The organism is Acrocarpospora pleiomorpha (genome assembly GCF_009687885.1).
Lineage (GTDB): Bacteria > Actinomycetota > Actinomycetes > Streptosporangiales > Streptosporangiaceae > Acrocarpospora > Acrocarpospora pleiomorpha.
In genome coordinates this window covers 101,477-121,954 of sequence record NZ_BLAF01000020.1, presented here as the reverse complement: position 1 = coordinate 121,954, position 20,478 = coordinate 101,477, and the positions used below count along the sequence as shown (strand labels likewise).

Here is a 20,478-nt window from a genome sequence, read left to right as displayed (position 1 = left end):
CCCGGATAGCGGAGCCAACTCACGGACGAGGAGACCTCCATGCGCATGCTCGAACGGCTCCGCGGCGCCGACCGGTGCCTGGTCGGCACCTGGGTCAAGATCCCGGCACTGGAGACCGTCGAACTGCTGGCCCGCGCGGGCTTCGACTTCGTCGTGGTCGACATGGAGCACAGCCCGATCAGCCTGGAGTCGGCCTACCGGGCCGTCGTCGTGGCGCAGGGCCTCGGCGTGCACGCCCTGGTCCGGGTGCCCGACGCGGGCGGCAGCCATCTGCAGCGCGTGCTCGACATCGGCGCCGACGGCATCCTGGTGCCGCACGTCACCGGCAGGGCCGACGCCGAGCGCGCGATGAGCGGCATGATCTTCCCGCCACACGGCACCCGGGGTTCCGGCAGCACCTCCCGCGCGGGCGCCTGGGGGCTCGACGGCAACGCCGAGTACGTCCGGCGCGGTAACGAGGAGACCCTGCGCATCCCCCAGCTGGAAGACCTGAGCGCGCTGGAGGAGGTCGAGGAGATTCTCGACACCCCCGGCCTGAACGGCGTCTTCCTCGGCATGGGCGACCTGACGCTCTCCACCGGCCTGAAGGCCGACGACCCCGGCCTGCGGCGCCACGTTGACCGCCTGCTCGCGGGCGCGAAGGCCCGCGGCCTGCCGTGCGGCGTCGCGGCCCGCGACGCGGCGGCCGCCCAGGAGGCGGCTCGTGACGGCTTCTCGTTCGTCATGATCAGCAACGACGCGAGCATCTTCGGCCGGGCGGCGGCCGAGCTCCGCGCCGCCACCGGCCCGCTCCCCCTGCACTGACTCCCCCGCCCAATCAGAGGAGAACGTTCCCATGCCCTACGACCCGAGCGACGCGCGTTCCGCGCTGCCGGGAACGACCGCCACCGCGACGCCGGCCGGTCCCGCCGCCGACGCCGACCACGTCAAGTTCTACGAGCTGCCCCCCGCCGTCACCGAGGGCGAGTCCCACACCTGGTACGGCCGCAGCCAGCACCTCGTCATCGGCTACACCGACCTGGCCGGCGAGGTCGAGTTCGCGCTGCCCGGAGGCGCCGACGAGTGCGCGGTGCTGATGCCGGACACCTCCACCACGGCGCTGATCACCCTCGACGGGGAGGCCACCAAGGTCGCCGGCGGGACGCTCACCTTCGTCCCCCCGCAGGCGGGCACCGTGCGGCTCAGCGGGGAGGGCCGGGTGGTCACGATCTTCACGGCGCGTACCGCGCCCGCGTGGGCCAGGGCGGCCAACGCCGAGTCGTACCTCGAGCCGCATCCGACCGTCGGGCCCCTGGTCGCCTGGCCGGACCCGGTCGGGGGCCCGCGCCTGCGCACCTACGACCTGGACGTGCCCGGCCTGGCCGAGCCGCCGTTCCGGCTCTTCCGGTGCTCGACGTTCATGGTGAACTACATCCACCCGCGCGTCGGTCCGCGCGACACCACGCGGATGTCGCCGCACCTGCACGACGACTTCGAGCAGTGCTCGCTGCTCCTGGAGGGAGAGTACATTCACCACCTGCGCTGGCCGTGGACCACGGACCTGAGCGAGTGGCGCGAGGACCAGCACGAGCCGTGCGGCAGCCCGTCGCTCACGATCATCCCGCCGCCGGCGCTGCACACCAGCCAGGCGGTCGGCGAGGACGTCAATCATCTGATCGACATCTTCTCCCCGCCCAGGATGGACTTCTCGAAGATGGACGGCTGGGTGCTGAACGCGGCCGACTATCCGATGCCGGGTGAGGTCTGATGAGCAGGCTCAGGCTCTTCGAGACCGGCGAGCTGAACGCCCGGCAGTGGGCGATCCACGAACGCCTGACCACCGGGCGGCGTGTCGGCAGGACGCCCTATCCGATCGTCGACGATGAGGGCCGACTGCTGGGGCCCACCAACGCGTGGCTGCTCAGCCCGGCCATCGGGGAGGCGTTCGAGCTGCTTGGCGGGGCCATCCGGTTCGACCTTTCGGTCAGCCACCGGATCCGGGAGATCGTCACACTGCAGGTCGCCCAGCACCGCGACAGCCCGTACGAGCTATACGCCCACCGCCTCACCGCGCCCGGCGCTGGCCTGTCCGAGACCGAGCTCGAGGACCTGTGCGCGGGCCGTGACCCCGGCCTGACGGACGAGCGGGAGCAGGTCGCGTACACGGTCACCCGGGCCCTGATCGACTCCGGCGACCTCGGCGACGACGCCTACGAGCAGGCGGTCGCCGTGCTCGGGGCCCAGGGCCTCTTCGAGATCACCGTGCTCGTCGGCTGGTACCAGCTCACGGCCACGCAGCTCGCCGTCTTCGGCGTCGAACCGCCTCATGCCCGGTAACACGATCGCGATCATCGGCGGCGGCTTCGGGGGCATCGCCGCGGCGGTCAAACTGCGCAAGGCCGGAATCGACGACTTCATCGTCTTCGAGCAGTCGCCGGCCCCCGGCGGCACCTGGTGGGACAACCGTTACCCCGGCTGCGAGGTGGACATCCCCTCCCACGCCTACTCCTTCTCCTTCGCCCCGCGCGACTGGCCGCGCACCCACGCCACCCAGCCGGAGCTGCGTGACTACGCCGAGTCGGTGGTGGAACAGTTCGGGCTGCGCCCGCGTTTCCGTTTCGGCGTCCGGGTCGAGTCGGTGACCTGGGAGGAGACGGGCGGCTGTTACCGGGTGCGCACCAGCGACGGCGCGGAGGAGGCCTACCGTTTCGTCATCAGCGCGGTCGGCCTGCTGAACGTCCCGCGTTATCCGGCGTGGCCGGGCATGGACACCTTCGAGGGGGTCAGCTTTCACACCTCCCGGTGGGACGAGGAGGTGGATCTCACCGGCAAGCGGGTGGCCGTCGTCGGCACCGGCTCGACCGCGGTGCAGATCGTGCCGGCCATCGCGCCGCAGGTCGAGCGGTTACAGGTGTTCCAGCGCGAACCCGGCTGGGTGGAGCCCAAGGGCGAGCGGGCCTTCACGCCCGCCGAACGTGCCCGTTTCCGGCGGTTCCCCGCGCTGCGCAGGCTCTACCGGTTGAAGCTCTTCCTGCAGTCGGGGCGCCGCTTCAAGGCGTACGACCTGGGCGGGCGCGAGCAGCGCCGGATGCGGGACCTGTGCCTGGACTACATCGCCACCGCCATCGACGACCCGGCCGTGCGCGCGGCGGTGACGCCCTCCTACCCGTGGGGCTGCAAGCGCCCGATCTTCGCCAGTGGCTTCTATCCCGCCCTCAACCGCCCGAACGTCGAACTGGTCCCCCAGGCGATCAAGGAGGTCACCCCCAAGGGCGTCGTCGACGAGCTCGGCGTCGAGCATGAGGCCGACGTGCTCATCCTGAGCACCGGCTTCCAGCCGACCCGCTTCCTGTCCCAGTTCACGGTGACCGGCCGCGAGGGTACGGACATCCAGGATTTCTGGGGCGACCGCCCGCGCGCGTTCCTCGGTGTCACCGTGCCGGGCTTCCCCAACTTCTTCATCCTGTACGGCCCGAACACCAACGGCGGCTTCTCCATCATCGCCCAGTTGGAACGGCAGGCCGAGGTGGCGGTGCGCGCGATCCGCACCGTGCTGCGCAAACGCGTGCAACGTGTCGACACCCGTCCGAGCGCCCTGGAACAGCATGTGCGCTGGGTGGACCGGCAGCTGGCCAAGCACGCCTCGGCGATGGACGCCGGCTGCCACAACTACTACCACTCGCCGTCGGGCGCGAACGTCACCCAGTGGCCCCGCACCCACTTCGTCTACTACCTGCTGTGCCGGACCCGGCCGCGGTCCGCGCTCATCTACCGGTGATGCCATGAGCTACGAGGTGCTCGCAATCCGCTACGCGACCCGGGAAACGCGGGCCAGCGACCTGTACGCGAACCACACGACCTACGGCGAACCCGACCGGGACGTCAGGATGGACTATTACTTCTGGCTGCTGCGCGGCAACGGCCGGACCATCCTGGTGGACACCGGCTTCACGCCCGAGGTCGGCGACGCGCGCGGCCGGACCACGCTGTGCGCCCTGCCCGAGGCGCTCGCCCGGCTGAGCGTGGAACCCGCCGACGTCGGCACCGTGATCGTCACGCACGGCCACTACGACCACACCGGTCACGTCGGCCTGTTCCCGCGTGCCGAGATCGTGATCAGCGACCGGGAGCTGGCGTTCTGGACCGGCCCATACGCGCGCCGAACGCAGTTCGCGCACGCCGTCGAAGCCGCCGACATCGACACGCTGACCCGGCTCGACGCCGCCGGGCGGGTGACCAGGATCCGCGACCGGCACCAGGCCGCCCCCGGCGTCGACCTGATCGAGGTCGGCGGGCACACCCCCGGCCAGCTGATCGCGCTGGTGGACGGCGAGGACGGGCAGGTGCTGCTCGCCTCCGACGCCGTGCACTACTACGAGGAGCTCGACCTGGACCGGCCGTTCGCCGTCTTCGCGAACCTGACGGGGATGTACCGGGGCTTCGACACCGTCCGCGAGCTCGGCGGCGCCGTGGTCGCGGGCCACGACCCCGCGGTGCTGACCCGGTTCACCCCCTGGGATCGGGCCGATCCCGGCTTCGCGGTCCGGGTGGGCTGACGCATGATCCCCCTACCAGCAAGGAGCAAGGCGTGAGATTCAAGGGTGCTGTCGCCGTGGTGACCGGCGCCGGTTCTGGCATCGGCGCGGCCACGGCGCGGCGGCTGTCGGCGGAGGGGGCGTCGGTGGTCGTCGTCGACATCGCCGAGCCGGCCGCCCGCCAGGTCGCGGAGGAGTTGCCCGGTCCCGCGCTGGCGGTGCGGGCCGATGTGTCGCGCGAGGACGACACGGGGGCTTACCTGGCCGCGGCCGTGGACCGGTTCGGCCGCGTGGACCTGCACCATCTGAACGCGGGCGTCGTCGGCACCTTCGACCGGCTGCCCGACATCGCGATCGAGGACTTCGACCGGGTCGTGGCGGTCAATCTGCGCGGCGTCTTCCTTGGCGTGCGGGGCGCGTTCCGGCAGTACGCGGCGCAGGGCAGCGGCGGCGCAATCGTCATCACGGCGTCCATCGCGAGCCTGCGCGGCAGTCATGACCTGCTGCCGTACGAGTCGTCCAAGCACGGGGTGCTCGGCGTGATGCGCGGCGCCGCCATGTACGGCGGGCCGCAGGGCGTGCGGGTGAACGCCGTCGCGCCCGGCCTGGTGCCGACCGGACTGTTCGCGGGCTCCGGCGGGGCCGCGGGTGCGGGAGACGACCTGCTGCGGCGGGGCGCGACCGTGCCGCAGCGGCGTACCGGCACTCCGGAAGAGGTCGCCGCCGCCGTCGCGTACCTGCTCAGCGACGACGCCTCCTACGTGAACGGCGAGGTGCTGTCGGTGGACGGCGGCTCCGCCTGGGTGAACACCGTGCGCCCCGGCGGCGGGGCGGGCGCCTGGGATCCGGAGCCGGTCGACGCGGCCGCCCGTGTGATCGCGGGGCGGGCCCGATGATCGGCTTCATCGGGCTCGGGAACATGGGCGGCCGGATCGCCCGGCGGCTGGTCGATGCGGGCCATCCTGTGCTGGGGTACGACCCGGTGGCGGGCGCGGCGGGCACGACCCCCGCCGCCGACGTCGCCGAGGTGACGCGGGAAAGCGACCAGGTGCTGCTCTCCCTGCCCGACAGCCGGGTAGTGGAAGCTGTCATGCTCGGCGAGGACGGCGTGCTCGCCCACGCCAGGCCCGGCCAGATCGTCGTGGACCTCAGCACCGCGGCCCCCGACTCGACCCGGCGCGTCGCCGCCGCGCTGGCCGCCCGCGACGCCGCCTACCTCGACGCCGGTGTCTCCGGCGGCGCGGCCGCGGCGGAGAAGGGCACCCTGACCCTCATGGTCGGCGGCGAGGAACAGGCCCTGGACCGGGTGCGTCCCACGCTGGCGCCGTTCGCCGCGAAGGTCTTCCATCTGGGTCCTTCCGGCGCGGGCCACTCGGCCAAGCTGCTGAACAACTTCCTGAACGCCGTCAGCCTGGCCGCCACCAGCGAGGTCATGGTGGCGGGCCGCAAGGCCGGTCTTGACCTGCGCACGCTGCTGGAGGTGCTGAACTCCTCCAGCGGCGCGAACTGGGCCGTCGCCAACCGCTTCCCGCACATCGTCGAGGGCGACTACCTGGAGGGCGGGCTCACCACCACCCTGATGACCAAGGACCTGGTCCTCTACGTCGACCACCTGCGCGGCCTCGGCGTGCCGTCGCTGAACGCCGCGGGACCGCTGGCGAGCTTCGGCCTCGCGGCCAACCTGGGGTACGCCGACCAGATCAGCAACCGCGTGGTGGACGCGATCGGCGACATCGCGGGCGGGGTACGCCTGCACGAAGGGGATCAATCATGAGAATCGTGCGCGGCCACGCCGAGGGCACGGCGTCCGTCCTCAAGTCCGACACCTTCGTGGGCACGGTCTGGGCCGACTCGGTCCTGCCGACGACGGACGGCACCACCATCAACGTCGTGACGTTCACCCCGGGGGCCCGTACCAACTGGCACGAGCACACCGACGGGCAGATCCTGCAGGTCCTCGCCGGGCAGGGTTGGGTGTGCGCCGAAGGGGAGCGGCCCCGCGCGCTGCTGCCCGGCGACACCGTCTGGGTCCCGCCGGGCGAGCGCCACTGGCACGGCGCGACCAAGACCACCCTGATGACCCACACCGCCATCTCCATCGGCCCCACCCGCTGGTACGAGCAGGTCCGTGACGAGGAATACCCGGAGGAGTCCCGATGAGCACCGAACGTTTCGAAGCCGGTCTGGAGATGCGCAAGAAGGTGCTGGGCGCCGAGCACGTCGAGCGCTCGCTGGCGGCGGTGAGCGACTTCAGCCGCCCGGTGCAGGAGCTGGTCACCGAATACTGCTGGGGAGAGATCTGGACTCGGGAGGGCCTCGACCGGCGCACCCGCAGCCTGCTGAACCTCGCCATGCTGACCACGCTCAACCGGGGGCACGAGTTCGCCGTGCACGTGCGCGGCGCGGTCGCCAACGGCGTCACCGAGTCGGAGATTCAGGAGGTCCTGCTGCAGGCCGCCGTCTACGCGGGCGTGCCCGCGGCGCTGGAGTCGTTCCGGATCGCGGAGCGGACGCTCGCGGAGCTGCGCGAGCAGGGGGTGACGATCTCGTGACCGTGGTCGGTTTCGTGGGGCTGGGCAAGATGGGCTTGCCGATGGCGGCCAGGCTGGTCGCGGCCGGGTATCGCGTCAGGGCGTACGACATAAGCCGCCAAACCATCCCCGAGGGCATCGACGTGACGGAGGACGTCACGGCGGTGGCCGAGGGCGCCGAAGCGGTGGTGCTGATGTTGCCCGACTCCGACGCGGTGGAGGCGGTGCTGGACGGAGCGGGCCTGCTCGCCGCCCTCGCGCCCGGCACCGTGCTGATCGACATGGGCTCCTCGCAGCCGCTGCGCACCCGCGCGCTGGCGGCCCGAGCCGCCGAGCGGGCGGTGCGCCTGGTCGACGCGCCCGTGTCCGGCGGCGTCAAAGGCGCGGTCGACGGCACCCTCACCATCATGACCGGCGGCGACCAGGACGACCTGGACCGGGTGCGCCCCCTCCTGGAGACGCTGGGCGGCCGGGTGCTCCGGCTCGGCCCGGTGGGGGCCGGGCACGCGCTGAAGGCGCTGAACAACCTGATGTCCGCCACCCACCTGCTCATCACCGCCGAGGCGCTGCTGGCCGGGCAGCGTTTCGGCCTCGACCCGGAGACCATGCTGGCGGCCGTGAACGGCTCCAGCGGGCGCAGCGGCTCGACCGAGAACAAATGGCCGAACTTCGTCCTGCCCGGCACCTTCGACTCGGGCTTCGGGCTGCGGCTGATGCTCAAGGACATGCGCATCGCGGTGGAACTCGCCGAGGCCACCGGCGTCGCGCCGCGCCTCGGCCGCGCCTGCGCCGACCTGTGGTCGGACGCGGCCGAGCACCTGCCGCCCGCCGCCGACCACACCGAGATCGTCCGGTGGCTCCAGGAGTAAAACGCCTATTTTCCAGGACGTATACCTCGCCTATACCCTCCTGCGGGATGATCAGCCCGACCCTTCCCGGCTTTAGACCAGGAGCTGAGGTGATCGGGAGTGGAGTTCCGGCTGCTCGGGCCGATAGAGGTGAGCGCCGCCGGGGTGGCGGTTCCGCTCGGCGGAGCCAAACCCCAGACGCTGCTGGCGGCGCTGCTGCTGGAGCACGGGCACATCGTGCCGACCGCCCGGCTGATCGACATCATCTGGCCGGACGATCCGCCGGAGACCGCCAAGGCGGCGATCCAGACCTACGTCAAGACGCTGCGGCAGGCGCTGGCCCGGCACGGCGTCGCGGATGTGATCGTCACCCGCGCGCCCGGCTACCTGGCCCAGATCCCCGCCGGATCGCTGGACGTGGACCGCTTCGACCAGCTGCTCGCCCAGGCCCGGGAGGCGTCCACGCCGCAGGAGACCGCCGACCTGCTCGGCGCCGCGCTGGCCCTGTGGCGCGGGCCCGCCCTGGCGGGATCGCACACCTCGCTGCTGGCCGGAGAGGTGACCCGGCTGGAGCAGCTGCGACTGACCGCCACGCAGGAGCGCATGGCCGCCGAGCTGGCGCTGGGCCGGCACGGCCAGCTGGTGGCCGAGCTGGCCGCGCTGGTCGGCCGCCATCCCGCCGACGAACGGTTACGCGGGCAGTACATGACCGCGCTGTACCGGCTCGGCCGCCAGTCCGACGCCCTGGCCAGCTTCCGGGAAGGCCGCCAGGTGCTGGTCGAGGAGCTCGGCGTGGACCCGGGACCGGAGCTGGCCTCCCTCTACCACGCGATCCTGCGCGGTGACCCCGTCCTGCTGGCGTCGCCGTCCGGCGAGGCGGCCCGCGTCGTGCCGGCCCAGCTGCCGCTGGCGCCCGCGGACTTCACCGGCCGCGTGCTCCAGACCTCCGCCCTGGTCGCGGCGCTGACGACGGGACCCTCCGTCGTCCAGGTCATCGCGGGGCGCGGCGGCAGCGGCAAGTCAGCCCTGGCCGCGCATGTCGCCCACCAGGTGGCGACGGCGTTTCCCGACGGGCAGCTCTACGCCGAGCTGCGCGGGCTGAGCGAGACCCCCGCCGAGGCGGGCGAGGTGCTGGGGCTGTTCCTCAAGGCGCTCGGCGTGGAGCCGGCCGCCGTCCCGGCCGCCACCGCGGAGCGGGCCGAGCTCTATCGCCGCCTGCTGGCGGGGCGCCGGGTGCTGGTGCTGCTGGACGACGCCGCCGACGAGCGGCAGGTGCGGCCGCTGCTGCTGGGCGGCGGCGGCTGCGCCGTGCTGGTCACCTCGCGCAACCGGCTGGGCGGTCTTGCGGGCGTGCGCCGTACCGACCTGGATGTGCTCGACCCCGATGAGGCGGTCGAGCTGCTGGTACGGATCGTCGGGGCCGACCGGGTGGGCGCGGAGGAACCGGTGGCCCGCGAGATCGCCGAACTGTGCGGGCGGCTGCCGCTGGCGATCAGGATCGCCGGGGCCCGGCTGGCCACCCGCCAGCGCTGGCCGCTGCGGCTGCTGGCCGACCGGCTGACCGACGAGCGGCGCCGTTTGGACGAGCTGGCGATCGCCGACCTGGAGGTGCGGGCCGGTTTCGAACTCAGCTACCGGGGGCTGGACGCCGACGCGCGCCAGGCGCTGCGGCGGCTGGGCCATCTGGGAGTGCCGGAATTCGCCTCGTGGGTCCTCGCCTGGCTGACCGGCACCCCCGAGAAGGTGGCGGAGGACCTGGTGGAGCGGCTGGTCGACGCGCAGCTGGTGGACTTCAGCCGGGTCGACGACCTGGGCACGCCCCGGTTCCGCGTGCACGACCTGGTGCGGATCTACGGGCGGGAGCGGGCCGAGGCGGAGGAACCGGCGCAGGCGCTGGCGGCGGCCGTGGGCCGGGTGCTCGGCGGCTGGCTGACCCTGGCCGACCAGATGGCCGGAGACGCTCCGTCCTACGAGATCGCCCGGCCGCGCCCCGCCCCGGCGGCCTCCCCGGTCTCCGCCGAGCTGGCCGCGCGGGTGCTGGCGGCCCCGCATGACTGGTTCGACATCGAACAGCCCGCGCTGGTCGTCGGCCTGGAGCGGGCCGCCGCGCTGGGCCTGCACGACCTGGTCTGCCAGTTCACCTCGGCCCGGCTGGGACCGTCGTTCCTGGGCGTCAACAGGTTCGAGTCCCGGGAGCGGATCAACCAGGCCGCGCTGGCCGCGGCCCGCCGCGCCGGCGACCGGTACGGCGAGGCGACCATGCTGGCCGAGCTGGGACACCTGCGCTACGACCAGGATCATTTCCCGGAGGCGCGCCGGGTCCTCGACGAGGCGCTCGGCGCCTTCCGCGAACTCGGCGACGCGCGAGGCCAGGCCGTGGCGCTGTCCGGGCTCGGCGTAATCTGCCGGGAGGCGGGCCGCCTGGTAGAGGCGCTGCACTTCCTGGATGAGGCCGGCGCGCTGCTCGATGAGCTCGGCGATGACGCCGGGATCGCCTACTCGCGGCGCTTGGCGGCTTCGGTCCGGCTGGAGCGCGGTGACTATCCCGCCGCCTGGTCCGGCCTGGAGGAATCCCTGGCCGCCTACCGCCGCGCCGGCAGCCGCCGCGGCGAGGGCGTGACCTTGCGCACCATGAGCCTGTTTCACCGGGCGACCGGCCAGTACGCCCCGGCGATCGAGACCGCCGAAGCCGCGAGGGCCATCTTCGCCCGGCTCGGCGACAAGCTGATGGAGGCGTATTCGGTCCGCGCGTGGGCCAAGGCACAGCTGCGCCTGGGCCGGACCGAACAGGCCCTGGCCCCGCTGGAAGGGGTGCTGTCCACCTGCCAGGCGATGGGTGACCGCTGGGGTCTGGGGGTGACCCTGCGCACCCTGGGCGAGCTCCACCTGGCCGACGGCCACCTGCGGGACGCGGCCGCCTGCCTGACCGCGGCGATGGAGGTGTGGCAGGACATGGACGCCCCGCTCTGGCGCGCCCGCACCGAACGCGACCTCGCGCTGCTGCACGAGGCCCGCGGCGAATCCGGGCGGGCGGCGGAGATCCTGAACCGGGCGCTCAAGGTCTTCCGCGACCAAGGCGCCCGCGAGTACGGCGAGCTCACCGGTGGCGCGGCCACGTTCTGAAAGCCCGCCCACCACGAATTTCAGCGAAGTTTCAGCGCCTCATTCGAACCTTCTGGTGTCAGCAGGAAGACACTCCCCCGGGTGACTCCGAATGGCCGTCCGGTCTCCGACCGGGCGGCCTACAGCGCTATCCAGACTCAATTCGAAGGACAAGAAATGATCGTGCTCTCCGATCCCGTGATCAGCCGAATGCCGATAGAGGAGTCTGGCGAGGTACTGATCGATCTCCACACCGTCCAGGCCCTGCGCCTCGATCCGCGCATGGCCGACACGGGGGCCTCCTACGCCCATCTCCGCGTCAGCGTCGTGGACCGCCTGGTCACCGCGCAGACCCTGCTGCCACCTGGACTGTATTTCCTGATCATCGAAGGTTTCCGGCCAGTGGAACTGCAAGCCCGGTATTTCGACGAGCACGTCGCCCGGCTCCGGATCGTCCACCCGGGCCAGGACGACGCGTGGTATCGCCAGCGGGCCAGCCGCTACATCTCCCCACCCGAGGTCGCCCCGCACGTGGCCGGCGCCGCCGTCGATCTGACCTTGTGCGACACGGACGGCAACGAGCTCTGGCTGGGCACGGAGGTCAACGACACCGACACCGAGGCCTGCCACACCGACAGCGTCGCGATCCCCGCCGAGGCCAGGCGACACCGCCGCGTCCTCAGCGACGCCCTGTCCGCGGTCGGCCTGGTCAACTACCCCACCGAGTGGTGGCACTGGTCCTACGGCGACCGCTACTGGGCCTGCGTCACCGGCGCATCAGTCGCCCGATACGGCCCGACGACACTACCCGCCTCCTGACGACCGCCGTGGGGGCTACCGTGAACACCCGTCCACGACAGCCCCCATCGCATTGTTAACCTAGAAACACCTTAAAAAAGATCACTGGGAGATGCGTGCGCACAGCGGGAATACGGCTGCTGACCTGGATGACCATGCTCTCAACCGTGGCGGCATGCGCCCAGGAACAGCCGGCCACCCAGGCGACCGTCACTCCCTCGTCACCCGCCCCGCAAGAAACCCCCAAGAACACCGAACCCCGTGGAAGCGATTATCAGGGGCCGGATTCCAGCTGGTACGAGGCGAAACTAACACTCGCGGACGGCCGCCAGGTGGCGATGCACTACCGGCGCGGCAAAGGACTCTACGAACAGCACACGCAAGTCGGCGGATGGACCACACCCCACCTGATCTACCGCACCAAGACCGACGCCTGCCAGGGAATCACGCTCCAGTCCAGCGGCGACACGGTCACCGCGATCGCGGACTTCGGCGTCTACTGCTCGGACGGCGAACCCCCAACGGAGTCCATCGCGGCGGTGGCCGTAGGCGACCTACGCAAATGGGATCACCACCTCACCAAAAACTTCGACGGCTGGAAACGCGCCACAATCACCGACAGAGGCAGAAAAGCCACCTTCCGAGCCGGGCGCAGCACACTCACCTGGACCTCGATCAGCGGCTTCTCGGACCCGGTGCACAAGTATCCCGGCTGATCAGTGGCCGCCGCCCGCCAGGTTGAGGCCGATGACGCCGCAGAGGATGAGGAGGATCGAGGCGATCTTGATGGCGGAAGCGTTCTCGCCCAGGAAGATCATGCCCAGGGTGGCGGTGCCGATGGCGCCGATTCCCGTCCAGACGGCGTAGCCCGTACCGACGTCGAGGGTCTTGAGGGCGAGGGCGAGGAGGCTGAAGCTGATGGCGGCGGAGGCGATGAAGGCGATGGTCGGGAGCGGTGCGGAGAATCCGTCGCTGAGTTTGAGTGAGTAGGCCATGACGACCTCGAACAGACCTGCGGCGATGACCATGAGCCAAGCCATGACGGCTCCTTCCTCAGGAGCGTCGTCTTTGGCAGGCCGGGTACGGCGCGTCTCGTCCGGGCGGGCCCTGGTCGTGGGTCCGCATAGGTGACAACGGCGGCGGTCTCGGGCGAATTCCCGCCGCCTCACGGCGCCCCACCCGGAGGGGTGAGGCGCCGTGGGTGGTTAGAACCTCTCGATGGTCTCGCAGGAGACAGGCTCGGGGTCGAGGCCGGCCTTGTCGATGACGATCTCGTCGACGCCCGGGCCGCAGTCCAGGTCGCTGTCCTTGGCCTGGTCCTTGGCGAAGAGCTGGTCCTTGCCGCCGAGGCCGAACAGCTTGTCGCCGGAGCCGCCGGCGTCCTCGATCCGGTTGTTGCCGTCGCTGCCGATCAGGAAGTCGCCGCCGAGGGCGGAGCCGACGATGTTCTCCACGTCGTCGCGGACGTTGTCGGAGTCGATGTTGCGGCCGTCGTTGGCCCTGTTGTCCAGGCTCACCCGCACCGACAGGTCGCTACTCCGGTAGGAGACGGTGTCGGTGCCGGTGCCGCCGATCCAGGTGATCGCCCGGCCGGTCGGCGAGGTGCTGCCGGCGATGAGGTTGTCGTTGCCGTCTCCCCCGTTGACGGTGCCCTTGAACGACACTCCGACGCTGAAGGAGTCGTTCATGTCACCGAGGTTGGCGGCGAATTCGCCGGCCGACGTCCCGCAGGTCGCCGCACGCGGGGTGAGCTTCTCGCACCCGGGGAGCGCGGTGAGCGGCTCGGTGTCGAAAACGGTGATCTTGCCGTTGAAGACGGTGATGGACGCGCTGTTGATCCCGCCGACACCCGCGGTGTAGGTGATCTTCCCGTTGCTGAGGCCGACCGTGCCGGTGGAGGCGGCATGGCTGGGGGCGGCAAGGGAGGCGGCCAGCGTGGCGGACGCGAAGGCCAGCAGCGACGTCCGGGCCAGGTTCTTCTTCAGGGTGGTACGCATCTCATGTCCTTGATCGTGATAGTGGGTTCGGTCTTTTCACCCACCCGGTACGCCCCGGCTTGAGCGGGGAGTTCCGCTGTTGGTCAAAGGACACACATCACCGGCGGCGGGTCGCCGCCAGCACCAGGCCCGGGATCACCGCCAGACCGCAGGCGAGCAGCAGTTCACCCGCGCCGAGCGGCTCGATGCGCAGGAGCTGCCGCATCGGCTCCAGGTACATAGGGGCGACCTGGAAGATCAGCGCCGTCACGACGGCCAGGTCGAGGAAACGGTTGCGCCGCCGGTGGTCGGCGGGCACCGGAGCGCGCACGGCCAGGGCGACGCCGAGCTGCGCGAGCCCGAGCGTGATGAAGATCATGGTCTGCCAGGGGCGGCCGGTCGCCCACGCCCACGCGCCGAGCCCGACCGCGATGGCCGCGATGGCGGCGCCGGTCCCCGCGATCGGCGCGAGCAGGCCGCCGAGGATGGACTGCCGCAGCGGGCGGGGCGGGCGGCCCATGGCCTCCGGATCGGCCGGTTCCGCTCCCATGGCGACACCGGGCAGGCCGTGGGTGAGCATGTTGATCCAGAGGATCTGCGCGGGCTGCAGCGCCACGGCCGGGCCGAAGAACGGCATGGCGAGCATGACGAGCAGCTCGGCGAGGCCGCCGCTGAGCCCGTACCGCAGGAAGCGGCGGATGTTGGCGTAGATGCGGCGGCCCTCCTCGACCGCCGACACCACGGTCCGCAGGTTGTCGTCGGTGAGCACCAGGTCGGCGGCCTGCCGGGCCACCTCGGTGCCGCCGCGGCCCATGGCCACCCCGATGTCCGCGCGGCGCAGCGCCGGCCCGTCGTTCACGCCGTCGCCGGTCATCGCCACCACGTGACCGTCCCGCTGCAGGGCCTGGACGATGTCCAGCTTCTGCTCCGGCAGCGTACGGGCGAAGACGCGGGCCCCGGCGAGCCGATCCGCCGGCACGCCCTCGGCGAGTTCGGGTCCGGTGACCACCTGGTCGCCCGCGGCCGGAATGCCGACCCGCTCGGCGACGGCCCTGGCGGCGGCCGGGTGGTCGCCCGTGATGAGCCGGAGCTGGATGCCCGCCCGCATGCAGGCGGCGACCGCCCCGGCGGCGTCGGCCCGGGGCGGATCGGTGATCGCCACCAGTCCCAGCAGCCGCAGCTCGCCCTCCGTGGTGGGCGGCGTGTCGGACATGTTTTCGGCCACGGCGATCACCCGGTACCCCGACGCGGCCAGTTCCGCCGCCTTGGCCAGGGCGGCCGCCGAGTCCCCGATCACATCGGGAGCGCCCTTGCAGGCTACGAGCCAGCCGCCGGCGGGGGTGCGGTGAACGGTGGTCATGCGCTTGCGGGAGCTGTCGAACGGCACTTCCGACACTCGCGGGTACTCGCCCCGGCACACCGCCGGGTCCATCCCGGCCTTTCCGGCCAGGGCCAGCAGGGCGGCCTCCAGCGGATCACCGGCGGCGCTCCACTCGCCGTCCCGGCCGGGCGGCACCAGATGGGCGTCATTGCACAGGACCGCGGCCCGCAGCAGGGGGGACAGGTCATCGGGGTCCGGCCTGATCTCGCCGACCGGGGCGTACCCGCTGCCGGTGACCTCGTATTCGGCTCCCGAGGCGGTCCAGACGCGCGTGGCCACCATCCGGCCCTCGGTGAGGGTGCCCGTCTTGTCCACGGCGAGTACGGACACCGAGCCCAGCGTCTCGACGGCGGGCAGGCGGCGCACCACGGCCGACCGCTGCGCCATCCGGCGCGCTCCCAGGGCCAGCGCCAGCGTCACCACCGCGGGCAGCGACTCCGGCACGACCGCCACGGCCAGGCTGACCCCGACCAGCAGCATTTCCAGGACCGGCTCGCCCCGGAGCACGCCCAGGACGAACACCAGCGCGCTGGCCGCCAGGACGCTCAGCGCCAGCAGGCGGCCCAGGCGGGCCAGCCGCGTCTGGAGCGGCGTCGGGCGGGGGCGCTGACCGGCCAGCGACGCCGCGATCCGGCCCAGCGAGCTGTCCGCCCCGGTGCCGGTCACCGTCGCGGCGCCGCGCCCGTGCGTGACCACCGTGCCCGCCCAGACCCGCCGCTCGTCCGGGCCCAGGGTCACGGCCTTGTCCACGGGCACCGACTCGCCGGTGAGCGCCGCCTCGTCGAGCTGCAACTGCACCGCTTCGGCCAGCTCGGCGTCGGCGGCCACCACGTCACCGGCCGTGAGGATCATCAGATCCCCCGGCACCACCTCGGCGGCCGGTATCACCCGGTCGGCGCCGTCCCGCCGGACCCGGGCCGTGGGCGCGGCGAGGTCGGCCAGGGCGTCGACCGCGCGGGCGGCGCGCAGTTCCTGGAGCACTCCGATCGTGGTGTTGACCGCGATCACCAGGCCGATGACCAGGGCGTCCACGAGGTCCCGCATGGCCAGCGCGATCGCGCCCGCGGCCAGGAGCAGGACGATCATCGGGTCACGCAGCTGGGTGAACAGGCGGTCCCAAAGATGCCGGCCGCGTCGTATCGGCACAAAGTTGGGGCCACAGGTAGCGCGGCGATGCTCGGCCTCGGCCGATGTCAGGCCTTCGACAAGGGTGCTCATACACGTCCTTTGATCGAGCCAAGAAAGTCGGGGCGCCCACGTCCAGGTTCTGATCTCCGGCGGCGATGCGGCACCTGGCGAAAGTCCCGAAATCACCGCCGAAGGGTTCTCATAGGAGGGCTTTGGTCCCGGCGGTCGGGGACTTCCGGACGCTGAGCGGAGCACCGCTCTGCCGCGACAGTGGGATGTGTGAACGGGCGAAAGAGCGTGCTGGCCGAGGCGGCGGGTGAACTGCGCCTGCCGGCTCCGGCGCCGGGCACCGGCGTCATCAGTTCCTGGGATCTGTCGATCGGCGTCGACGGGCCCGGGACACGGTTCGTGGTCTTCACCGCAGGGTGCGCGCTGCGCTGCCTCTACTGCCAGAACCCGGAGACATGGCGGATGCGCGACGGCCGCCGGGTCACGACCGACGAGGTCATGGCAGAAGTCGGCAAATACCGGCGGTTCATCGCCGTGGCGGGCGGCGGGGTCACCGTCAGCGGCGGCGAGCCCCTGCTCCAGCATCGCTTCACCGCGGACCTGCTCCGGCGCTGCCACGAGATCGGCCTGCACACGGCGCTGGACACCTCGGGCTTTCTCGGCGATCGCGCCACCGACTCCCTGCTGGCCGACACCGATCTGGTGCTGCTCGACATCAAGTCCGCGGATCCGAAGGCGTACCGCGATCTCACCGGTGTCGAGCTGGAACCGACCCTGCGGTTCGCCCGCCGCCTGGCGGAGCTGGGCCGGCCGACGTGGATCCGTTTCGTGCTCGTGCCCGGCCTCACCGATGATCCCGCGCACGTGGACGCCCTCGCCGCCTTCATCGCGGATCTGGGCAATGTGGACCATGTCGACGTGCTGCCCTTCCATCGCATGGCCATCGAGAAGTACGAGCGGCTCGGCCTGGCCTTCCCGCTCGCCCACGTCCAGCCGCCGGATCAGGCGCTGCTCGACCGCGTCCACGCCCAGTTCCGAGCCCACGGCGTGGTCAGCGTCTGAGCCATGAACTGCCACACTGGCGGTCATGATCCAGCTACCCGCGCTCTTCGCGGATCTGCGGCGCTACCGGCGTACGTGGCTGCGCGGCGATCTGCTCGCCGGGCTCACCGTGGCGGGATATCTGGTGCCCCAGGTCATGGCGTACGCGACGGTGGCCGGGCTGCCGCCGGTGGCCGGGCTCTGGGCGATCCTGGCGCCGCTGGCCCTCTACGCGGTGCTCGGGTCCTCCCGCCAGCTGTCCATCGGGCCCGAGTCCTCCACCGCGCTGATGACGGCGGTCACGATCGGGCCGCTGGCCGCGGGCGATCCCGCGCGGTACGCGGCGCTCGCGGCCACGCTGGCCGTCCTGGTGGGGGTGTTCGCGACCGCCTGCTGGGCGCTCCGGCTGGGTTTCGTCGCCGACCTGCTGTCCCGGCCCGTCCTGGTCGGGTATCTCGCGGGGCTCGCCCTCACCATGATCGTCGGGCAGCTGGGCCGGGTCACCGGGGTGCCGGTGTCGGGGAACGAGTTCTTCGCGGAGCTGGCCTCGTTCGCTCGCGGGCTGCCGGGGATCCACGGGTGGACGCTGCTGTTCGCGGTGGCCGTGCTGGCCTTCCTCTTCCTGGTGCGGCGGCTGTTTCCCGCGCTGCCGGGCCCGCTGCTGGTGGTCCTGCTGGCCACCGCCGCCGTCGCGGCCTTCGGCCTGGAACGCTTCGGGATCGAGGTCGTCGGCCCGATTCCCGGCGGGCTCCCGGCGCCGGGCCTGACGATAAGCGGCCTGGGCGAGCTCGTGCTGCCCGCCCTGGGCGTCCTGCTGGTGGGTTACAGCGACAACATGCTCACCGGCCGGTCCTTCGCCGCGCGCCACAACCAGCAGATCGACGCCAACCAGGAGCTCCTCGCCTTGGGCGCCGCGAACGTGGGGGCGGGGGTGTTCCAGGGATTTCCCGTCAGCAGCAGCGGGAGCCGTACCGCGCTGGCCGACGCGGCGGGCAGCCGTACCCAGCTGTATTCCCTGGTCACACTGCTCGTGGTGGTCCTGGTGCTGCTGGTGGGAGGGCCGCTGCTGGCCGGGTTCCCGCTCGCGGCCCTCGGCGGCATCGTCGTCTACGCCGCCCTCCAGCTGATCGACGTGGCCCAGTTCCGCCGCCTGTTCGCCTTCCGGCGCAGCGAGCTGCTCCTCGCCGTGGCCACCTGCGTCAGCGTCCTGGTCCTCGACATCCTGTACGGCGTGCTCCTCGCCGTGGCCCTCTCCGTCGCCGAGATGCTCGCCCGGGTGGCCCGCCCCCACGACGCGATCCTCGGCATCGTCCCCGGCCTGGCCGGCATGCACGACATCGACGACTACCCGCAGGCGCGGACCATCCCCGGGCTGCTGATCTACCGCTACGACTCCCCTCTGTTCTTCGCCAACGCCCAGAACTTCCGCCGGCGCGCGCTGGCCGCCGTGGACAGCCAGGACCGCGCGATCCGGTGGTTCGTCCTCAACGCGGAGGCCAACGTCGAGGTCGACATCACCGCGCTGGACGCCCTCGACTCGCTGCGGTCGGAGCTGACCGCCCGGGGCATCGTCTTCGGCATGGCCAGGGTCAAGCAGGACCTCCGCGAGTCCCTGGACGCGTTCGGCCTGACCGCCGCGATCGGCGAAGAGCGCCTGTTCCCCACTTTGCCCACCGCCGTCGCCGCCTACGAGGAGTGGCGGTCCGGATAGTCAGGCCCTGGGGCGTACGACGGCGACCGGGCACCGGGCGTGGTGCAGCACGCCCCGGCTGACCGAACCGAGCACGACGGCGCCGAGGGCGCCGCGGCCGTGGGATCCGACCACGAGCAGGTCCGCGCCGCCGGAGGCGTCCACGAGCGCCTCCACCGGATGCGCGGAGTGCACGTCCTCGATGACCTTCACGTCCGGGTATTCCTCCCGATACCGGTCGAGCAGGCCGGTCACGACCGCGTGCTGGGCGGTCCTGATCTCGTCCATGTCGTAGCTGATCTCGGGCGCGAAGGCGTGCACCGGGACCTGCCAGGCGTGCAGGGCGCGCACCGCGCTGCCGCGCAGCCGGGCCTGCTCGAAGGCGTAGGCCAGGGCGGGCCGGCAGGCCGGGGAGTCGTCGACCCCGACGACGACCTCGCCGCGGGTCGTCTCGGGCAGCCGGTTCACCACGACCACCGGTCCTGGCGCGTGGCCGGCCACGTGCGAGCTGACGGAGCCGAGGATGGCCCGGGCGAAGCCGCCCATGCCGCGGGTGCCGACCACCAGCTCGGCGGCGCCGGCCGCCAGCTCGCGCAGCACCTCGGCGGGTCTGCCCTCGATGATCTCCCTGGTGAAGGCGATGCCCGGGCTGCGGGCGAGGGCGGTTTGCTCGGCCTTGTCCAGGATGCGGGCGGCGCCGCGGGCCAGCTGGTCGCCCAGGTTGTGGTCGGGGAACCTGGTGATCTCGTACGGGTAGCGGTCCAGGACGAACACAATGCGCAGCGCCGCGCGGGTGCGGACCGCGTCGTCGGTGGCCCATTCCACGGCCGCGAGCGAGGCGGGCGAGCCGTCCACGCCGACGACGATGACATCCTTCATGACTCCTCCTTCGTCCCCTCCATCGCATCGCCCGGCGGCCTGGCGGCCCAGAGCCGAAGGTCCCACCGGACCAGGCCCATCGGCCATGTCGTCCCGGGCCGCCGCCGGGAAGACTCGGAACCAGGACGACGAGGAAGGACGATCCGATGGCGGAGACGACGAACGCGGCCGAACTCCACGAGCTCGGCGCGGCGGAGTGCCTGAGCCTGATCTCTCCCGGGGGCGTCGGCCGGGTGGCCTTCAACGGCTCGGACGGGCCGACCATCCTGCCGGTGAACTACCGCGTCATCGACGGCGCGATCGTGTTCCGGACCCGCGCGGGCGGCGCGATGGACGAGGATCTGCGCACGGGCATCGAGGACCTGGAGATCAAGATCGCTTTCGAGGTGGACGAGATCGACGTCATCCGGCACGAGGGGTGGAGCGTGCTGGTGCAGGGTCCCGTCCACCACGTCGCGGACGACGAAGTGCGCGGGGTGGCCGATCCGGGGGTCCAGGCCTGGGCGGGCGGCACCCGTGACCACTACGTCCGCATCATCCCGCAGCGGATCACCGGCCGCCGCATCCAGGCCCTGTGAGGT

The 20,478-nt window shown here is 71.8% G+C and carries 20 protein-coding genes and 1 riboswitch; of the genes, 16 read left to right on the top strand and 4 right to left on the bottom strand.

Going from position 1 to position 20,478, the window contains the following annotated elements; genetic code table 11:
- Positions 1-39 precede the first annotated feature (39 nt).
- The 13 genes from Aple_RS19540 to Aple_RS19480 all read left to right on the top strand — a co-directional run bounded on the left by Aple_RS19540 (position 40) and on the right by Aple_RS19480 (position 12,509).
- A complete protein-coding gene (locus Aple_RS19540) occupies positions 40-804 on the top strand; it encodes an HpcH/HpaI aldolase family protein (RefSeq protein WP_155346066.1) in 765 nt (254 codons plus the stop codon).
- A gap of 31 nt (positions 805-835) precedes the next feature.
- Entirely contained in the window at positions 836-1,747 is a 912-nt protein-coding gene (locus tag Aple_RS19535) for a cupin domain-containing protein (protein ID WP_155346065.1), read from the top strand.
- Positions 1,747-2,316, top strand: a complete 570-nt coding sequence (locus Aple_RS19530; protein WP_155346064.1) for a carboxymuconolactone decarboxylase family protein — start codon at positions 1,747-1,749, stop codon at positions 2,314-2,316. The genes Aple_RS19535 and Aple_RS19530 overlap by 1 nt, the downstream gene beginning before the upstream one ends.
- On the top strand, positions 2,306-3,757 hold the full coding sequence (locus Aple_RS19525; protein ID WP_155346063.1) for a flavin-containing monooxygenase: 1,452 nt from the start codon (positions 2,306-2,308) through the stop codon (positions 3,755-3,757). The genes Aple_RS19530 and Aple_RS19525 overlap by 11 nt, the downstream gene beginning before the upstream one ends.
- Positions 3,758-3,761: 4 nt before the next feature.
- Entirely contained in the window at positions 3,762-4,535 is a 774-nt protein-coding gene (locus Aple_RS19520) for an N-acyl homoserine lactonase family protein (RefSeq protein ID WP_155346062.1), read from the top strand.
- Between the two features lie 32 nt (positions 4,536-4,567).
- Positions 4,568-5,410 carry an SDR family NAD(P)-dependent oxidoreductase gene (locus Aple_RS19515; protein WP_155346061.1) on the top strand — a complete coding sequence of 281 codons (843 nt, stop codon included), beginning with the start codon at positions 4,568-4,570 and terminating at the stop codon, positions 5,408-5,410.
- Positions 5,407-6,288 (top strand): NAD(P)-dependent oxidoreductase, encoded by an 882-nt coding sequence (locus tag Aple_RS19510; protein WP_155346060.1) that lies wholly within the window; start codon positions 5,407-5,409, stop codon positions 6,286-6,288. Before Aple_RS19515 ends, Aple_RS19510 begins: the two co-directional genes overlap by 4 nt.
- A complete protein-coding gene (locus Aple_RS19505) occupies positions 6,285-6,674 on the top strand; it encodes a cupin domain-containing protein (RefSeq protein ID WP_155346059.1) in 390 nt (129 codons plus the stop codon). Before Aple_RS19510 ends, Aple_RS19505 begins: the two co-directional genes overlap by 4 nt.
- On the top strand, positions 6,671-7,066 hold the full coding sequence (gene pcaC / locus Aple_RS19500; RefSeq protein WP_155346058.1) for a 4-carboxymuconolactone decarboxylase: 396 nt from the start codon (positions 6,671-6,673) through the stop codon (positions 7,064-7,066). The genes Aple_RS19505 and pcaC overlap by 4 nt, the downstream gene beginning before the upstream one ends.
- On the top strand, positions 7,063-7,914 hold the full coding sequence (locus Aple_RS19495; RefSeq protein ID WP_155346057.1) for an NAD(P)-dependent oxidoreductase: 852 nt from the start codon (positions 7,063-7,065) through the stop codon (positions 7,912-7,914). Before pcaC ends, Aple_RS19495 begins: the two co-directional genes overlap by 4 nt.
- Positions 7,915-8,013: 99 nt before the next feature.
- Positions 8,014-11,016, top strand: coding sequence for an AfsR/SARP family transcriptional regulator (locus Aple_RS19490; protein WP_155346056.1), 3,003 nt, complete (start codon positions 8,014-8,016; stop codon positions 11,014-11,016).
- 156 nt (positions 11,017-11,172) lie between these two features.
- A complete protein-coding gene (locus Aple_RS19485; RefSeq protein WP_155346055.1) occupies positions 11,173-11,814 on the top strand; it encodes a M15 family metallopeptidase in 642 nt (213 codons plus the stop codon).
- A gap of 95 nt (positions 11,815-11,909) precedes the next feature.
- A complete protein-coding gene (locus Aple_RS19480) occupies positions 11,910-12,509 on the top strand; it encodes a hypothetical protein (protein ID WP_174889850.1) in 600 nt (199 codons plus the stop codon).
- Here the strand turns inward: Aple_RS19480 and Aple_RS19475 are convergent, their stop codons facing one another.
- From Aple_RS19475 to Aple_RS19465, 3 genes are all read right to left on the bottom strand, one after another.
- Entirely contained in the window at positions 12,510-12,833 is a 324-nt protein-coding gene (locus Aple_RS19475) for a DMT family transporter (RefSeq protein WP_155346054.1), read from the bottom strand.
- Positions 12,834-12,849: 16 nt separating this feature from the next.
- Positions 12,850-12,906: riboswitch (guanidine-III (ykkC-III) riboswitch) on the bottom strand.
- Between the two features lie 92 nt (positions 12,907-12,998).
- On the bottom strand, positions 12,999-13,790 hold the full coding sequence (locus tag Aple_RS19470) for a hypothetical protein (protein WP_155346053.1): 792 nt from the start codon (positions 13,788-13,790) through the stop codon (positions 12,999-13,001).
- Between the two features lie 97 nt (positions 13,791-13,887).
- Positions 13,888-16,368, bottom strand: a complete 2,481-nt coding sequence (locus Aple_RS19465) for a cation-translocating P-type ATPase (RefSeq protein ID WP_155346052.1) — start codon at positions 16,366-16,368, stop codon at positions 13,888-13,890.
- A gap of 189 nt (positions 16,369-16,557) precedes the next feature.
- On the opposite strand from Aple_RS19465, the gene pflA reads away from it, so the two are divergent.
- Complete coding sequence (pflA, locus tag Aple_RS19460; protein WP_246264618.1) at positions 16,558-17,349, top strand: pyruvate formate-lyase-activating protein; 792 nt, start codon at positions 16,558-16,560, stop codon at positions 17,347-17,349.
- 25 nt (positions 17,350-17,374) lie between these two features.
- Positions 17,375-19,039 (top strand): SulP family inorganic anion transporter, encoded by a 1,665-nt coding sequence (locus Aple_RS19455; protein ID WP_155346051.1) that lies wholly within the window; start codon positions 17,375-17,377, stop codon positions 19,037-19,039.
- Here the strand turns inward: Aple_RS19455 and Aple_RS19450 are convergent, their stop codons facing one another.
- Complete coding sequence (locus Aple_RS19450) at positions 19,040-19,897, bottom strand: universal stress protein (protein WP_155346050.1); 858 nt, start codon at positions 19,895-19,897, stop codon at positions 19,040-19,042. It lies immediately after the preceding gene.
- Positions 19,898-20,043: 146 nt separating this feature from the next.
- Here Aple_RS19450 and Aple_RS19445 point away from each other — a divergent pair, with 146 nt between their 5' ends.
- Entirely contained in the window at positions 20,044-20,475 is a 432-nt protein-coding gene (locus Aple_RS19445; protein WP_155346049.1) for a pyridoxamine 5'-phosphate oxidase family protein, read from the top strand.
- The last annotated feature ends 3 nt before the right edge of the window (positions 20,476-20,478 follow it).

Coding starts and splice junctions, on each gene's coding strand:
- Aple_RS19540 (WP_155346066.1), top strand. CDS start 40: ATGCGCATGCTCGAACGGCTCCGCGGCGCCGACCGGTGCCTGGTCGGC.
- Aple_RS19535 (WP_155346065.1), top strand. CDS start 836: ATGCCCTACGACCCGAGCGACGCGCGTTCCGCGCTGCCGGGAACGACC.
- Aple_RS19530 (WP_155346064.1), top strand. CDS start 1,747: ATGAGCAGGCTCAGGCTCTTCGAGACCGGCGAGCTGAACGCCCGGCAG.
- Aple_RS19525 (WP_155346063.1), top strand. CDS start 2,306: ATGCCCGGTAACACGATCGCGATCATCGGCGGCGGCTTCGGGGGCATC.
- Aple_RS19520 (WP_155346062.1), top strand. CDS start 3,762: ATGAGCTACGAGGTGCTCGCAATCCGCTACGCGACCCGGGAAACGCGG.
- Aple_RS19510 (WP_155346060.1), top strand. CDS start 5,407: ATGATCGGCTTCATCGGGCTCGGGAACATGGGCGGCCGGATCGCCCGG.
- Aple_RS19505 (WP_155346059.1), top strand. CDS start 6,285: ATGAGAATCGTGCGCGGCCACGCCGAGGGCACGGCGTCCGTCCTCAAG.
- pcaC (WP_155346058.1), top strand. CDS start 6,671: ATGAGCACCGAACGTTTCGAAGCCGGTCTGGAGATGCGCAAGAAGGTG.
- Aple_RS19485 (WP_155346055.1), top strand. CDS start 11,173: ATGATCGTGCTCTCCGATCCCGTGATCAGCCGAATGCCGATAGAGGAG.
- Aple_RS19475 (WP_155346054.1), bottom strand. CDS start 12,833: ATGGCTTGGCTCATGGTCATCGCCGCAGGTCTGTTCGAGGTCGTCATG.
- Aple_RS19470 (WP_155346053.1), bottom strand. CDS start 13,790: ATGCGTACCACCCTGAAGAAGAACCTGGCCCGGACGTCGCTGCTGGCC.
- Aple_RS19465 (WP_155346052.1), bottom strand. CDS start 16,368: ATGAGCACCCTTGTCGAAGGCCTGACATCGGCCGAGGCCGAGCATCGC.
- Aple_RS19455 (WP_155346051.1), top strand. CDS start 17,375: ATGATCCAGCTACCCGCGCTCTTCGCGGATCTGCGGCGCTACCGGCGT.
- Aple_RS19450 (WP_155346050.1), bottom strand. CDS start 19,897: ATGAAGGATGTCATCGTCGTCGGCGTGGACGGCTCGCCCGCCTCGCTC.
- Aple_RS19445 (WP_155346049.1), top strand. CDS start 20,044: ATGGCGGAGACGACGAACGCGGCCGAACTCCACGAGCTCGGCGCGGCG.